At 51.5% G+C, this 14577-nt stretch carries 14 protein-coding genes; 9 read left to right on the top strand and 5 right to left on the bottom strand.

Features of this window, described 5'->3' with window-relative positions; all coding sequences use genetic code 11:
• Positions 1–6: 6 nt before the first annotated feature.
• Positions 7–1731, bottom strand: a complete 1725-nt coding sequence (locus tag PMI41_RS06690; protein WP_244423912.1) for an extracellular solute-binding protein — start codon at positions 1729–1731, stop codon at positions 7–9.
• A gap of 377 nt (positions 1732–2108) precedes the next feature.
• Here PMI41_RS06690 and PMI41_RS06695 point away from each other — a divergent pair, with 377 nt between their 5' ends.
• Complete coding sequence (locus PMI41_RS06695) at positions 2109–2729, top strand: invasion associated locus B family protein (protein WP_008123088.1); 621 nt, start codon at positions 2109–2111, stop codon at positions 2727–2729.
• A 61-nt stretch (positions 2730–2790) separates the two neighbouring features.
• Here PMI41_RS06695 and hspQ read toward each other — a convergent pair whose 3' ends face one another.
• The gene (gene hspQ / locus PMI41_RS06700) at positions 2791–3123 is read right to left on the bottom strand and encodes a heat shock protein HspQ (RefSeq protein ID WP_040853979.1); all 333 of its coding nucleotides are present in this window, start codon (positions 3121–3123) and stop codon (positions 2791–2793) included.
• 89 nt (positions 3124–3212) lie between these two features.
• On the opposite strand from hspQ, the gene PMI41_RS06705 reads away from it, so the two are divergent.
• Positions 3213–4157 (top strand): AEC family transporter, encoded by a 945-nt coding sequence (locus PMI41_RS06705; RefSeq protein WP_008123093.1) that lies wholly within the window; start codon positions 3213–3215, stop codon positions 4155–4157.
• A gap of 89 nt (positions 4158–4246) precedes the next feature.
• Positions 4247–5593, top strand: coding sequence for an Nramp family divalent metal transporter (locus tag PMI41_RS06710; RefSeq protein WP_008123095.1), 1347 nt, complete (start codon positions 4247–4249; stop codon positions 5591–5593).
• Here the strand turns inward: PMI41_RS06710 and PMI41_RS06715 are convergent, their stop codons facing one another.
• Positions 5594–6793, bottom strand: a complete 1200-nt coding sequence (locus PMI41_RS06715; RefSeq protein ID WP_008123097.1) for a UbiH/UbiF family hydroxylase — start codon at positions 6791–6793, stop codon at positions 5594–5596.
• Between the two features lie 152 nt (positions 6794–6945).
• Between PMI41_RS06715 and pcsA the strand changes: the two genes are divergently transcribed.
• The 6 genes from pcsA to PMI41_RS06745 all read left to right on the top strand — a co-directional run bounded on the left by pcsA (position 6946) and on the right by PMI41_RS06745 (position 13528).
• Positions 6946–7698, top strand: coding sequence for a phosphatidylcholine synthase (gene pcsA / locus PMI41_RS06720; protein ID WP_040854018.1), 753 nt, complete (start codon positions 6946–6948; stop codon positions 7696–7698).
• Positions 7698–8675 (top strand): quinone oxidoreductase, encoded by a 978-nt coding sequence (locus PMI41_RS06725; RefSeq protein ID WP_040853981.1) that lies wholly within the window; start codon positions 7698–7700, stop codon positions 8673–8675. The genes pcsA and PMI41_RS06725 overlap by 1 nt, the downstream gene beginning before the upstream one ends.
• 115 nt (positions 8676–8790) lie before the next feature.
• A complete protein-coding gene (locus PMI41_RS06730; protein WP_008123103.1) occupies positions 8791–10377 on the top strand; it encodes an ABC transporter ATP-binding protein in 1587 nt (528 codons plus the stop codon).
• Positions 10377–11468: an ABC transporter permease gene (locus PMI41_RS06735; RefSeq protein ID WP_008123105.1), complete on the top strand. Its 1092-nt coding sequence runs from the start codon at positions 10377–10379 to the stop codon at positions 11466–11468. The genes PMI41_RS06730 and PMI41_RS06735 overlap by 1 nt, the downstream gene beginning before the upstream one ends.
• A gap of 1 nt (position 11469) precedes the next feature.
• Positions 11470–12390: an ABC transporter permease gene (locus tag PMI41_RS06740; RefSeq protein ID WP_008123108.1), complete on the top strand. Its 921-nt coding sequence runs from the start codon at positions 11470–11472 to the stop codon at positions 12388–12390.
• 70 nt (positions 12391–12460) lie between these two features.
• Positions 12461–13528, top strand: a complete 1068-nt coding sequence (locus tag PMI41_RS06745; protein ID WP_086003511.1) for a BMP family ABC transporter substrate-binding protein — start codon at positions 12461–12463, stop codon at positions 13526–13528.
• Positions 13529–13594: 66 nt separating this feature from the next.
• Here PMI41_RS06745 and bfr read toward each other — a convergent pair whose 3' ends face one another.
• Both bfr and PMI41_RS25185 read right to left on the bottom strand, forming a co-directional pair.
• On the bottom strand, positions 13595–14080 hold the full coding sequence (gene bfr / locus PMI41_RS06750; RefSeq protein WP_008123110.1) for a bacterioferritin: 486 nt from the start codon (positions 14078–14080) through the stop codon (positions 13595–13597).
• Entirely contained in the window at positions 14046–14357 is a 312-nt protein-coding gene (locus tag PMI41_RS25185) for a (2Fe-2S)-binding protein (protein WP_081497110.1), read from the bottom strand. The genes bfr and PMI41_RS25185 overlap by 35 nt, the downstream gene beginning before the upstream one ends.
• Positions 14358–14577 lie beyond the last annotated feature (220 nt).

Below are 14577 nucleotides of genomic sequence, written 5' to 3' on the forward strand. Positions count from 1 at the left end.
TCAGGCCTATTTCTTGTCTGACCACCAAGTGGTGAACTGGTAGCCATTGAGCGAGGTTTTCTCGGGGTGCTTGATATATGTCCAGCGTGCAACCCACTGTGCGGGCTGGAAATAGATTGGTACGAAATAATTGCCAGACATCAACACACGATCCAGTGCACGGACCGTATCTACATATTCATCCTGTTTGCGCGCTGCGAGCATCTTGCCGATCAAGGCATCAACCGCAGGGTCGGCGACACCCGCATAGTTGAAACTTCCATTCACCTCGCGAAACTGACTGCTCCAGCGCCTGAACTGTTCGAATCCAGGCGACAACGAGCCCGAATAAGCACCGAGTATCACGTCATAATCGAATGTCTCGAGGCGCTTCTGATACTGCGCATCGTCGGTTGTACGGATCGTCACTCCGATGCCCAACCGTTCGAGCGTACGTTTGTACGCAAGTCCCAAACGCTCTTCTGCTACGGAGCGTGTCATAATCTCGAATGTGAAAGGATTGCCTTGAGCATCCAGCATTCGTTCATCTTTTATGGAATAGCCCTTGCTCGTCAGAAGATCGAAAGCACGCTTCATTTCCTTACGGTCGCGGCCTGATCCGTCTGTCTTTGCCGGAACATAAGTTCCATCCAGAACTGTAGGCATCACTGCATTTGGATAAGGCGCAAGTATTTCCAGTTCTGCAGCGCTTGCAGGAATTCCGAATGCCGACAATTCCGACCCCTGCCAGAAGCTTGCTAGGCGTTGATAACGATCGGCATAGAGGTTCCGATTCGTCCATTCGAAATCAAACATTATTCCCAATGCAGCACGAACATCGCGATCTGCAAATTTGGGTCGCCGTGTGTTGAATACAAAACCAAACATGTTGGAAGGCGATTTGGTTTCGAATGTTTCCTGAACGACGCGACCGTCCCTAAATGCAGGAAAATTATAGGAAGACGCCCATTTATTGGGATCACCTTCCATGAAAACGTCGAAAACACCTTTTTTGAATGCCTCAAATTGCGATTGGTCATTGCGGAAATATTCAACGGTGATGGTCTCGAAATTATTGAAACCACGTCTGCTCGGCAGGTCATTGGCCCAATAGTCGGGATTGCGCTTATAAATAATGCGCTGACCGGGTTGGACTTTCGATATGAGATACGGACCGCTACCAACCGGAATACGCAAAGGCGACTGATCAAACTGGGTTGGATCTATCGCGTGTTTCGGCAGGACTGGCATCAAGCCAAGTACCAAAGGAAACTCACGGTCAGCCTTATCATTGAAAGTGAATTTTATGCCGCGCTCGCCGACTTTTTCGATTTTCTCGATACGGTCCATGCGCTGCTTATATTGCGGCAGGCCCTTTTCGGCGAGAATGTTGAAAGTGAATATAACGTCATCAGTGGTAACCGGCTCGCCGTCAGACCATTTGGCTTTCGGATTTAGAGTGAACTCTACCCACGTTCGCTCATCATTTGTTTCAACCTTTTCCGCCAGCAAACCATAAAGCGTAAAAGGCTCATCGGCACTGCGTTGCATCAAGGTTTCGTAGACTAGATTGCCAAACTGCGGGTCGTTGAAAACACCACGCGCTGTGGTTCGCAAGCTTTTGACGAGAAATGAATTCAGACTGTCGAACGTGCCGACTACGCCGTAAGTTATAGTTCCCTGTTTCGGTGCATCCGGATTGGCATAGGGAAAATGCGTGTAATCGGCGGGCAGGGCGGGTTCACCACGCATTGCCAGGCCATAGCTGGGCTCAGCTGGCGCGGCCGTCACTGTCGCCCAACATGCAAAGGCCAGCGACAGCGCCTTGAAACTTTGTCTGATCATTCGTTGGACCCTACGCCCTTAGTCTGCGCTCTGCCGAGTGGTTTATTCTGATTCGTGCCAAAGACTATCATTTGACGACAATTATGCGGCGCATGAGCTATAAACTGGCGTTTGAATCAATAAGTAGCACAAATGGTGGCTGGATTTGCATTGCCTTGCAGTGTAACACGGCGTTCGATAACAAGGGTCACTCTGTTGCCTTATTTGGCACCCAAAAGCCAGACGAGCAAATTTAAGTGATCAAGTCACACTTCGGATAGTGCGCTGAAAGGAACCAGTTGACCATGTCCAGCCCTAAGATTTTCGCTGCAACCACATCTATTGCGGGTGCCATTGCATTGCTTGCCATCGCTGCAGTGCCAGCATCAGCCCAGCAGCAGAGAGCGCCGCAAGGCTGGTTCAAGGTTTGCTCGAAGCAGGAAGACAACGATATCTGCAATACGCAGAACATTGTTACCGCCGACAGCGGCCAGCTTCTTACTGCCGTCAATCTCATTGAGATCAAAGGCAAGGTAAACCGCAAGATTTTCCAGATTTCCGTCCCGACCGGCCGTTTGATTGGTCCTGGCGTTGGGCTTCAGGTAAATGGCGCCAAGACAGTCAAGGTTGACTACGCCATCTGCTTCCCGGATCGCTGCATTTCGGAAGTTGCTTTGTCAGACGAACTGTTGGCTTCCTTCAAGAAGGGAAATCAGCTGACACTGACTTCGGTTAATTTCCAGAATAAGCCAAACCCGATCAATGTTGCATTGACCGGATTCACACAGGCTTATGACGGTCCGGGCCTTCAGCAGAATGAACTTGAAGAGCGCCAGAAGACACTTCAGGAAGAAGTTCAGAAGCGCCAGAAAGAATTCCAGGAAAAGATGAAGCTGGAACAAGACAAGGCAAAAACACCGCAATAATCGCGATGTCAGAAAAAGGGACGCAAATGCGTCCCTTTTTTATTGGATTTGATCAAGTTCGTTAATTTATATGCGGGCTTTTCACGCGGTAAGTACCGTCATCGACCTTCACAAACATCTCGTCGATTTGTGCATGTCGTAGCGGCAACCCGGTTGTGTCTGCGACCAGGTTCTGTTCTGAAACATAGGCCACGTACTCGCTTTCTGCATTCTCGGCAAAAAGGTGATAAAAGGGTTGGTCGCGGCGAGGGCGGATATCTTCGGGAATGGAGCGATACCACTCTTCCGTATTATTGAATTCCGGATCGACATCAAAGATCAGTCCGCGAAAAGCGAATATCCGATGGCTGACCACCTGGCCGATCTGAAATTTTGCATGTCGTATCTGTGTCATCGTGTTCATTCGTTATAAGTATCTGTTTCTGTTAAATCACGCGAGCATAAATCATGGGTTCTTGCCCGCTACAACATTAAAAGCCAGCCATGGTCAGCGTCTTTAATCTGGTGCTACCCTTCTTTGGACTGATTTTTCTCGGCTTTTTCGTGGCGCGAATCAATCGTCAGCCTCTCGAAGCGCTGGGCTGGATGAACACCTTTATCGTTTATGTGGCTCTTCCGGCCATGTTTTTCCAGATACTGTCGCGCACGCCCGTATCCGAACTGACACAATGGGCCTTCATTATTGGCTGTACCGCTTCAACCTTCTGCATTTTTGCGATTATGTTTGTTGTGGGGATGATACGGACACGAAGGGTGGACGAAAGCGCCATTCAGGGTCTCGCAGCCGCTTATGGCAATATCGGATATATGGGGCCGCCATTGGCAATATTGGCCTTTGGAGCCCCGGCAGCTGTACCCGTTGCCCTAATTTTCTGCTTCGACAATATTCTGCATTTCGTAATGTCGCCTTTGCTGATGGCGATATCGGGAAACGACAAGCGATCAACATCACAATTGATATTGGGTGTTTTGAAGAAGATCTTCTTTCATCCCTTTATTATTGCTACGATTTTAGGCGTTGGCGCTGCTGTAATGGGATTAACGCCGCCATTGGCTTTGACACGGATGATCGATCTGCTGGCTGCCGCTGCTGCGCCTTGCGCCCTGTTTGCCATGGGAGCAACATTAGCCTTACGGCCATTGAAGAGAGTGCCCAAAGAGCTTTATCTCATCGTGCCTTTGAAGCTTTTTATCCAGCCACTCGTGATCTATTTTTCACTGGGACTGGTAGGTAACTTTCCGCCGGTCTGGGTGTATACCGCCATGCTGATGGCCGCATTACCAACAGCCACCAATGTCTTTGTCATTGCTCAGCAATACGGCGTCTGGGTAGAACGGGCATCAAGCAGCATTCTGGCCACGACGTTATTTTCGATTTTGACCCTGACTGGTTGGCTTTATGCCATGACCCACGGACTTATTCCGTAGAATAAGCAGTTCTCTTATCGCAGCAGCTTGCAGTCTGCAGTTTAGAATGTATATAATTGCAAATGATTTGCAATTGCGGATAAGGCATCATGGATGAATTGAGACAGGTGGACGCTCAGCCGGAAGGCTGGTTGCGTAAGCGAGGTGAGGCTTCGCTATCGGATGTTCACCGCTCTATCGCCGTTCGCACCCATGGCCCGGGCTGGAGGCGGGCTGCCGCTTTTGTTGGTCCCGGTTATCTCGTAGCTGTGGGATATATGGACCCGGGAAACTGGGCGACTTCGCTCGCCGGTGGTTCCAAATTCGGCTACACTTTGCTGGTCGTCGCACTTGTCTCGAACATCATGGCGATTGTCCTGCAAGCACTTTGCGCCCGCTTAGCGATAGGTTCGGGAAGAGATCTTGCACAAGCGTGTCGGGACGCTTTTCCCCGGCCAGTTGCCTATGTGCTTTGGTTTCTGGCTGAAATTGCCATTATTGCGACTGATATTGCCGAAGTTATCGGAACAGCGATTGGCCTCAATCTCATTTTCGGAATTCCGCTGGAAATTGGTGTTCTGATCACTGCACTCGATGTATTCCTCATTCTTTACCTGCAAAAGCTGGGATTTCGATGGGTTGAAGCACTGGTCATCACTTTGCTTGGCGTTATCGCTGTCTGCTTCGGCATTCAGATTTTCCTTGCAGATCCCGTATGGGGTGAAGTCATCAAGGGTTTTGCACCAACGACTGAAATTGTCCGCAATCCGGAGATGCTTTATCTGGCTCTGGGCATTCTTGGCGCAACAGTCATGCCGCACAATCTCTATTTGCATTCGGGCATCGTGCAGACCCGTGACTATGGTCACACCGTGCCTGAAAAGCGTCAGGCTTTGAAATACGCAACGATAGATTCCACTGTAGCGCTGATGTTTGCGCTGCTGATAAACGCTTCAATCCTTATTCTTGCGGCAGCAACATTTCACAAGACCGGCCAAACCGAAGTGGCTGAACTTGGCGATGCACATTCGCTGCTTGCGCCATTACTGGGTTGGGCCATCGCACCGACATTATTCGGGGTTGCGCTGCTCTGCTGCGGCATTAATTCTACCGTCACCGCCACATTGGCCGGACAGATCGTGATGGAAGGCTTTCTTCACATCAAACTGTCACCATGGCTGCGACGCCTTATCACCCGAGGCATCGCCATTGTTCCGGCAGCCATTGTTACAATCTGGTTTGGCGATGAAGGCACCGCCAGACTACTGATCCTGACGCAGGTCGTGCTCAGCCTTCAACTGTCATTTGCCGTTTTTCCCTTGGTGATATTCACCGCAAGCAAGACGAAAATGGGTGAGCTTGTGTCACCGCGCTGGCTTTCGGCATTCGCCATGTTCATCGCAATTGTCATTGCACTGCTGAACGTGAAACTGCTCAGCGATTTTGTTATCGGCTGATCATTGCTGACCTGCGTTCCGGGCGGAGAGGCGAAAGCCGCTTCCCGGGCGCAATCCCTCACGCATCACAAAGCTGCGCAATGGTGAAAAGGCGCGCAAAAGCTCCAACCCGCCGCTGCGAACCATCTGTACAGGTAGGAAATCCGACAGGAGGGAGCGATTCAGCGCATCAACAGCGCCGGTACGGGCAAGAATATCCGGGCTGCGCTTACGATTGTAGGCGGATATGACACTCGCGGAACCCAAATCCTCACCATCTTCCGGCAGTGTTTCGGTAAGGGCCTCTACGTCCCGAATGCCGAGATTGAGACCCTGCGCACCAATTGGCGGAAACACATGGGCTGACTCACCAGCCAAAAAGATACGGTTTCGTGCAAACGAAGTGGGTACGAGGCCGGACAGTGGCCAGCTTTGCGGTGCTACCTCTATCGTGACTGCGCCCAGCATGGACTGCATCCGCTCTTCCACGCGCTTCGCCAGTTCGTCGCGATCCAATACGAGTAGCTCAGCGGCCATTTCCGGCGTGGTAACCCAGACAAGGCTGGAACGCTGCCCCTGAAGCGGGACAATAGTGAACGGGCCATATTCCGTATGAAATTCAGTTGAAATGTCATGATGATCGCGCGTATGAGCAAAACTTAAAACCACTGCGGTCTGGTTATAGCTCCAGGTGCGGGCGGTGATCCCGGCAGCATCGCGGGCCAGAGAAGACCGACCATCAGCAGCCACAATTGCATTGGCCGTCAAGGTCGAGCCATCACCAGTTTCTACCAGGACGGTCTCTCCTGCATGGTCGTATTTCACGATGGGCACAGCACGGTGCTCTACAGTTGATTTCTTCATTGCGTCGCTGAGCACCGCGGTGAGTGTGCTGTTAGCAATATTATAGCCAAAGGCAGGCTCACCGATCTCGGTGGCTTCAAACGTAACTGAAGGGCTTCTGACAAGGCGTCTCGTGCCATCGAGAATACGCATTGTAGTCATCGGCGCTGCATGTGGTTCAATATCTGTCCAAAGATCGACGCTTTGCAAAAAATGGATGGCCGGCATCATCAATGCGGTGGTGCGCTTGTCGCTGCTGCCGGGCATTTCCCCCAGATTGATAACGTTATGCCCTGACTTCGCCAAAGAGAGAGCTGCGATCAATCCAACATGACCTGCACCCGCCACAATGATTGGATCGGTAATGGTATTGGTCATGGTTTTCTCCATTTCATAGCTTTCAACAGCTTATATATGCTTCTTTGCTTGCACTTTGGGCCATTTTCAAGAAAAGCTGCTCACAAAATGCTCGGCATGCGTAAGATATAATGGCGAGCAGACAATTATCATGCAGCAGATTGGCGCGGACTGTGAAAAAACCAACTTTACCCAAGGGCATAAAGCCCAAGAAGGTTACTGCACCGCAGGCAAAAGCATTCTCCGTTCATCTTCTCACAGCCTCAGGTTCATTTCTGGCTTTTCTTTCCGTGGTAGCAGCCAGCGAGGAAAGTTGGACTGCAATGTTCTGGTGGCTGGGTCTGGCGCTTTTTGTTGATGGCATTGACGGGCCAATCGCTCGCAAGCTCGATGTCAAATATGTGCTGCCCAACTGGTCGGGCGAATTGCTCGATAATATTATCGACTACATGACCTACGTGCTCATTCCCGCTTTTGCGCTTTATCAGCGTGGTTTCATGGGCGAGGGGCTATCATTTCTGGCAGCCGCCATCATCGTCGTTTCAAGCGCTATTTACTACGCCGATACAGGCATGAAGACCAAAGAGAACTTTTTCAAAGGTTTTCCGGTCGTGTGGAACATGGTCGTTTTTACACTGTTTATCGTACGACCAGGTGAATGGGTTGCTTTCGCTATCGTCCTCGCCGCAGCGATCGTCTCCTTCCTGCCGATCTATTTCCTTCATCCAGTGCGTGTACAAAGATTGCGGCCGCTTAATCTGGCCATATTCTTTGGCTGGTGTGCACTCGGTGCTATTTCGCTCTATCAGCAGCTGGATTCACCCTTGTGGGTTCGCGTTGGTATTTCGGTGACCGGTATATATCTCTTCTGCATCGGTGCCGTAATGCAGGCATTTCCTAATCTTGGACGTACGGAGAAAGCATGATGGTCAAAGCCATTCGGGTACATCAGACGGGCGGCCCCGAGGTTCTGACCTATGAGGATGTCTCAATTGCTGCGCCGGGTCCTGGCGAGGTTCATATCCGTAATGAGGCCATCGGCCTGAATTTCCTAGACGTTTATTTTCGTACCGGGCTTTATCCGGCTCCTAAAGGCCTCCCTTTTGTACCGGGTAATGAAGGAGCAGGCGTCGTACTGTCTGTTGGTCCTGATGTGCAGGAGTTCAAGCAGGGGGACCGGGTCGCATATGCTGACCCTATGGGCTCCTATGCGCAAGAACGCCTGATTCCAGCTGCGCGGTTGGTGAAGCTGCCCGATGTTATCGGGTTTGAACAGGCTGCCTCGATGATGCTCAAGGGGATGACTGCACAATACCTTTTGCGGCAGACTTTCCCGGTAAAGAAAGGCAATACCATCCTGTTCCATGCCGCCGCTGGAGGCGTTGGCCTGATTGCCGGTCAATGGGCAAAACACCTTGGAGCGACAGTCATCGGCACGGCCGGTTCTGACGAAAAGGTCCAGCTGGCGTTGGAGCACGGGTATGACCACGTTATCAACTATCGCTCCGAAAACTTCGTTGAGCGCGTAAAAGATCTTACCGGCGGCAAGGGTGTCGATGTTGTCTATGATTCCGTTGGCAAGGATACGTTTGATGGATCGCTGGATTGCCTGCGCCCACTAGGCATGCTGGTTTGCTTTGGCCAGTCCTCAGGTCCGGTTCCACCATTTGACCTTGGCATTCTGGCACGCAAAGGATCGCTGTTTTTGTCGCGGCCCACGCTGGTAACGTATGTAGCGGCACGCGAAGCATTGGTGAAAGCATCGAGCGAGTTATTTGACCTCGTTGCAAAGGGTGTAATCCGCATCGAAGTGGGGCAAAGCTTTCCACTGAAAGATGCAGCTACGGCTCATCGCGAGCTTGAATCGCGCAAAACAACGGGAACAACTGTGCTTATTCCTTAAGCCATTTTTGCCGATGCACGAATAATGTGCGCAAATAGCCGCAATATACAAATTACGCTTCCCAAGCGGATTATGCCTGACATAGGATCAAACACGGTCTTGGCCGCGGGGAACTATGACAACGACAACAATAAAAGACGGCTCCGAAAATCCGCTACTGGAAGCAGACAAGCTCACCAAAATTTTCGGAACATTGAAGGCGTGTGACGCAATCGACCTGACAATCGGTAAAGGCGAAATTCATGCCTTGCTGGGCGAAAATGGTGCAGGGAAATCCACGCTTGTCAAAATGCTGTTTGGCGCGCTGCAGCCCACATCCGGCGGCATATCCTGGAAAGGCGAGCCTGTAACGGTATCAAGCCCTGCTGTCGGAAGATCGCTTGGCATCGGTATGGTTTTTCAGCATTTTTCGCTTTTCGATGCGCTGACTGCAGCAGAAAACATTGCGCTTTCACTTGATGAGAAAGCACCTTTGGACAGTATTGCCGAGCGTGCCAGAGAGATTGGCCAGACCTATGGTTTGCCAGTAGATCCGGATGCATTGGTAGGCGATCTTTCTGTGGGTGAACGCCAGCGTATCGAGATCATCCGCTGCCTTCTGCAAAATCCCGATCTGATTATCCTCGATGAGCCAACCTCCGTGCTTACACCACAGGAAGCTGACCTGCTGTTCCTGACACTGGAAAGGCTGCGCTCTGAGGGAAAGTCTATTCTTTACATCAGCCATAGGCTCGAAGAGGTGCGTCGCCTTTGTGACCGCGCAACTGTTCTGAGGCATGGCAAAGTAGTCAGTCATTGTGATCCGCGAGGCGAAACAGCATCGTCTCTTGCGCGCATGATGGTGGGAAGCGACATTCACGTTATTGAACGCCCGTCCGTAGAAAAGTTGGCCAATAAACCGACACCGCTGCTCCAAATCAACGGATTATCACAGAAGCCGCGCGGGCCGTTTTCAGTCGCATTGCATAACATAAATCTCGTGGTTAATTCCGGCGAAGTGCTTGGTATTGCTGGCGTAGCAGGCAACGGGCAGGGCGAGCTATTTGATGCGATCTCAGGAGAGGTGCGTCAGGAACAGGCTGGAAAAGTTACAATTCGAAGCACGGATGCCAGTCTTTTGGGTATTTCGGCGCGCCGCAAACTTGGAGCAGCATTCGTGCCGGAAGAGCGCTTGGGTCATGGGGCGGTGCCGGATATGGCTCTGACCCAAAACCTTCTGCTTTCCCGCCACTCGACGGACAAAAAAGTGTTTGTATCGGGCGGGCTGCTTAAACTCGTTGCGCAGTCCAGCCTCGCAACGGCGGCAAAGCGCATCATATCCAGAATGGACGTGCGGAAAAGCGCCGATAATCCTGATGCTTCCGCACTTTCGGGTGGAAATTTGCAGAAGTTTCTCATTGGAAGAGAGCTTGATCGCGCGCCGTCCGTATTGGTCGTCAATCAACCCACCTGGGGCGTTGATGCCGGGGCAGCGGCGCTCATTCGGCAGGCCTTGGTGAATCTTGCACGTAGTGGCTCCGCTGTTGTCGTCATCAGTCAAGACCTCGATGAATTGTTTGAAATTTCAGACATGATGGCTGCCATGGTTCACGGAAGATTGTCCCAATCCGTACCTATTGAAGCAATGAATATGGAGCGTGCAGGCCTGATGATGGGCGGCGCTGACGCATCTTCCGGCCCCATTCACGTTGGAGCAGCCTGATGCGTATAGAACTTGTCAGGCGTCCGCAGCATTCAGCATTGTTCAGTGCTTTATCACCCTTTATCGCATTGCTTTTAACGCTGATTGCCGGGGCGATCCTGTTTTCAATATTGGGAAAAAACCCATTTGCAGCGCTCTATTCCTATTTCATAGAGCCGTTGACCGAAATCTGGTCCATCCACGAATTGCTCATAAAAGCTGCTCCGCTGATCCTCATAGCCGTCGGGCTATCTGTCTGTTTTCTTTCAAACAACTGGAATATCGGTGCCGAGGGACAGTTTATTGCGGGAGGCATCGCAGGTTCAATTCTTCCTATTGTATTTCCCGATTTTCAGGGCTGGTACGTCCTGCCTATCATGCTGCTTCTCGGGATGGCCGGTGGTGCCGCCTATGCTACAATCCCGGCATTACTGAAAGTGCGCTTCAACACCAATGAAATCCTGACCAGCCTGATGCTGGTTTATGTGGCGCAGCTATTTCTTGACTGGCTTGTTCGTGGACCGTGGCGTAATCCGCAAGGGTACAATTTTCCCGAAACAATCCAGTTCAATGCGAGTGCGATTCTGCCGGAAATATGGACCGAGTCGGGCAGAGCACATTGGGGTTTCATTCTTGCCCTGATTGCTGCACTTGCAGTGTGGTTCACACTATCGCGAACATTAAGCGGCTTTGAAATCAAGGTTTTTGGCCGTAGTGCAAGGGCAGGACGTTTCGCCGGTTTCAGCGCCGGGCGACTGACATTCTTTGCATTTTTGATCTCGGGCGCTTTGGCAGGACTAGCAGGAATAGCCGAGGTTTCGGGCGCTGTCGGGCAGCTTCGCACCAGCATTTCGCCGGGTTACGGCTTTACGGCAATTATCGTTGCATTCCTTGGCAGGCTCAATCCGCTAGGGATCGTTGCAGCAGGACTGGTACTCGCTTTGACCTATCTTGGAGGTGAGGCAGCCCAAATATCATTGGGTATTTCGGAGAAGTCGGCTCGAATATTCCAAGGCATAATGCTGTTTTTTATCCTCGCCAGTGACACCCTGATTTATTATCGCATCCGGATTGTGTCCCGTTTGGGCGACACAGCGGCGAAAGGCGCGTGAAATGACGATGTTCGAGGCCATATTACTGACGATTGCAACGGCCGCTACGCCGCTGCTGATCGCTGCCTTGGGCGAGCTTGTCGTCGAACGTTCAGGTGTTCTCAATCTGGGCGTTGAGGGCATGATGATCATGGGCGCTGTTTCGGGTTTTGCGGCCGCCCAAATGACCGGATCTGCCTGGCTCGGACTGCTTGCAGCAGTGCTTGCAGGAGCAGCGTTTTCTTTGCTTTTCGGGTTTCTGACGCTGACGCTGGCGACCAATCAGGTCGCTACGGGATTGGCGCTCACCTTGCTTGGTCTGGGTGCTTCAGCGATGATTGGCGAAAGCTTCGTCGGCCTGCCGGGAATTCGTATGCAATCGCTTTATATTCAAGGGCTTACGGATATTCCCTATGTTGGAAAGTTTCTTTTCGGACAAGATCCGATCTTCTATTTATCCATCTTTTTGACTGCTGCAGTGGCGTGGTTCCTGTTTAAAACCCGCGCTGGACTGACGCTTCGGTCTGTCGGCGATAACCACACATCGGCTCATGCTTTAGGTGTGCCGGTGATCAGGATTCGCTACCTCGCAGTGCTGTTTGGCGGCGCTTGTGCCGGCCTTGCGGGTGCACAGCTTTCACTGGTTTATGTGCCGCAATGGGTCGAAAACATGAGCTCAGGCCGTGGCTGGATCGCCTTGGCCTTGGTGGTATTCGCCTCTTGGCGGCCTTGGCGCATTCTCGCTGGTGCCTATCTGTTTGGCGCAGTGACCATTGGTCAGCTTCACGCGCAAGCTTTGGGAATTGGGGTGCCTTCGCAGCTAATGTCGGCACTGCCTTATCTTGCTACGATAATCGTCCTGGTGTTGATTTCCAGAAACAAGCGCCTGACGCTAATGAACACGCCAACATCACTTGGCAAAGCTTTTGTCCCTGACCGCTGATTGCAGCAGGGACCAAGAAGAACAACGCATTGCTTTAACAGAGAGGTGAACTTCAATGAAAAAAATGATTATGGGGCTGACCATAGCAGCAGCTCTAGGTGCAGCCAGCTTCGCTGCAACAGGTGCAGCCTTTGCAGCGGAAAAACTGAAAATTGGTTTTATCTATATCGGACCACCCGGCGACTTTGGCTGGACCTATCAGCATGATCAGGGCCGTAAGGAAATGGAGAAAGCGCTCGGCGATCAGGTTGAGACAACTTTCCTTGAAAGCGTACCGGAAGGTGCCGACGCAGAGCGTTCGATCGAGCGACTGGCACGCGCCGGCAACAAGCTGATTTTCACAACCTCATTTGGATATATGGACCCGACAATCAAGGTTGCGCAGAAGTTTCCGGATGTGAAGTTCGAACATGCAACGGGCTATAAAACCTCTGAAAACGTTTCGGTTTATAATTCCCGCTTCTATGAAGGCCGTTATGTACAGGGCGTAATTGCTGCAAAACTGTCAAAGGTTGGCGTTGCCGGGTATATCGGTTCTTTCCCGATCCCTGAAGTCGTGCAAGGCATCAATGCATTCATGCTCGGCGCTCAGTCGGTCAATCCTGATTTCAAGGTCAAGGTTATTTGGGCGAACTCCTGGTTCGATCCGGGCAAGGAAGCCGACGCGGCCAAGGCTCTCGTCGATCAGGGCGTGGACATCATCACGCAGCATACGGATTCGACAGCTCCCATGCAGGTCGCGTCCGAGCGCAAGATCAAGGCTTTCGGTCAGGCCTCCGACATGATCAAGTTCGGTCCGGAGACCCAGCTGACATCTATCGTCGACAATTGGGGTCCGTACTACATTGAGCGCGCCAAGGCTGTAATTGATGGCAGCTGGAAGTCGCACAATGTTTTCGAAGGCATGAAGGAAGGGCTCGTCGTCATGGCGCCGTACACGAACATGCCGGATGATGTGAAGAAGCTCGCCGAGGAGACACAGGCCAAGATCACTTCCGGTGAATTGAAGCCATTTACCGGTCCGCTGAAAAAGCAGGATGGCTCTGAATGGTTGAAGGCAGGCGAAACTGCTGACGACAAGACAATCCTGAGCATGAACTTTTATGTCGCGGGCGTGGACGACAAGCTTCCGAACTGATTTCGGATTCTCCGGATAAAAAAAGGGCGCCCAGAGCGCCCTTTTTTAGCTTTAATGGAAACAGGATCAGGCTGCTTCGTCTGCCGAAGCGGCATTCAGCATGCCATAGCGTTCGATGCCGATTGCGTTGAGCAGGTCGAGTTGGGTTTCCAGAAAGTCCACATGGCCTTCTTCATCTTTGAGAAGTTCGTCAAAGAGTTCCTTGGAAACATAGTCGCCCAGTTCGGAGCAGATTTCGCGGGACTTCTTGTAAGAAGCAACTGCGTCCATTTCACCCTGAAGGTCAGCTTCAAGCACTTCCTTGATGTTCTGGCCAATACGCAGTGCACCAATGGATTGCAGGTTAGGATGGCCTTCAAGGAAAATAATGCGCTCTATAATGCGATCTGCGTGCTGCATTTCTTCAATGGATTCAGCACGTTCTTTCTTTGCGAGCTTCTTGAAGCCCCAGTCGTCGAGAAGACGGAAATGCAACCAATACTGATTGACAGCTCCCAGTTCGAGGAAAAGTGCCTCGTTAAGCCGCTCGATGACCCTTGGATCGCCCTTCATGTCGTGAACTCCCGTATTCGTGTCTTAATGACCGCACACGGTCAATGAACAACACAGCATCGGAGTCGTTCGAACCATGGCGGAGGTGATAATCTTCCGTCACCTTTATGATGGTTTCGACGACATTTGGGAAGCAGCCGCAGCAGCGGCCACGCTTCTTCAGAGCATGGTAAATTTTGGCAGGAACAAGAAGCTGCCAAGGGTCAGCATCGAGAAACTCAATGATAGTATTCTCGATCTCTTTTTGTGTAATGATATTGCAATGGCAAACTAGCATCGTGTTTTGACGCCGTATTGCGAAGTAGACAAGCCATTGGAAATGCTGTGTGTTTTCTTGGAAATACCAAGAAAACGTCGAAGGCGGACCTCAAGCCGGGATTTTGTAGCTGAGAACACGCTCCCGCAAGCGGGTAATACTTCCGAACCAGACAATGGTTCCTCCAATCGCAAGGGTTCAAGGCCCAAACATTAAAGGTCATGCGTCTATGCAACGCTGA

The organism is Phyllobacterium sp. YR531 (assembly GCF_000282595.1).
Lineage (GTDB): Bacteria > Pseudomonadota > Alphaproteobacteria > Rhizobiales > Rhizobiaceae > Phyllobacterium.

Bases quoted from the DNA above. Each gene is read 5' to 3' on its own strand.
- PMI41_RS06690 (WP_244423912.1), bottom strand. From the start codon at position 1,731: ATGCGTGGTGAACCCGCCCTGCCCGCCGATTACACGCATTTTCCCTAT.
- PMI41_RS06695 (WP_008123088.1), top strand. From the start codon at position 2,109: ATGTCCAGCCCTAAGATTTTCGCTGCAACCACATCTATTGCGGGTGCC.
- hspQ (WP_040853979.1), bottom strand. From the start codon at position 3,123: ATGACACAGATACGACATGCAAAATTTCAGATCGGCCAGGTGGTCAGC.
- PMI41_RS06705 (WP_008123093.1), top strand. From the start codon at position 3,213: ATGGTCAGCGTCTTTAATCTGGTGCTACCCTTCTTTGGACTGATTTTT.
- PMI41_RS06710 (WP_008123095.1), top strand. From the start codon at position 4,247: ATGGATGAATTGAGACAGGTGGACGCTCAGCCGGAAGGCTGGTTGCGT.
- PMI41_RS06715 (WP_008123097.1), bottom strand. From the start codon at position 6,793: ATGACCAATACCATTACCGATCCAATCATTGTGGCGGGTGCAGGTCAT.
- PMI41_RS06725 (WP_040853981.1), top strand. From the start codon at position 7,698: ATGGTCAAAGCCATTCGGGTACATCAGACGGGCGGCCCCGAGGTTCTG.
- PMI41_RS06730 (WP_008123103.1), top strand. From the start codon at position 8,791: ATGACAACGACAACAATAAAAGACGGCTCCGAAAATCCGCTACTGGAA.
- PMI41_RS06735 (WP_008123105.1), top strand. From the start codon at position 10,377: ATGCGTATAGAACTTGTCAGGCGTCCGCAGCATTCAGCATTGTTCAGT.
- PMI41_RS06740 (WP_008123108.1), top strand. From the start codon at position 11,470: ATGACGATGTTCGAGGCCATATTACTGACGATTGCAACGGCCGCTACG.
- PMI41_RS06745 (WP_086003511.1), top strand. From the start codon at position 12,461: ATGGGGCTGACCATAGCAGCAGCTCTAGGTGCAGCCAGCTTCGCTGCA.
- bfr (WP_008123110.1), bottom strand. From the start codon at position 14,080: ATGAAGGGCGATCCAAGGGTCATCGAGCGGCTTAACGAGGCACTTTTC.
- PMI41_RS25185 (WP_081497110.1), bottom strand. From the start codon at position 14,357: ATGCTAGTTTGCCATTGCAATATCATTACACAAAAAGAGATCGAGAAT.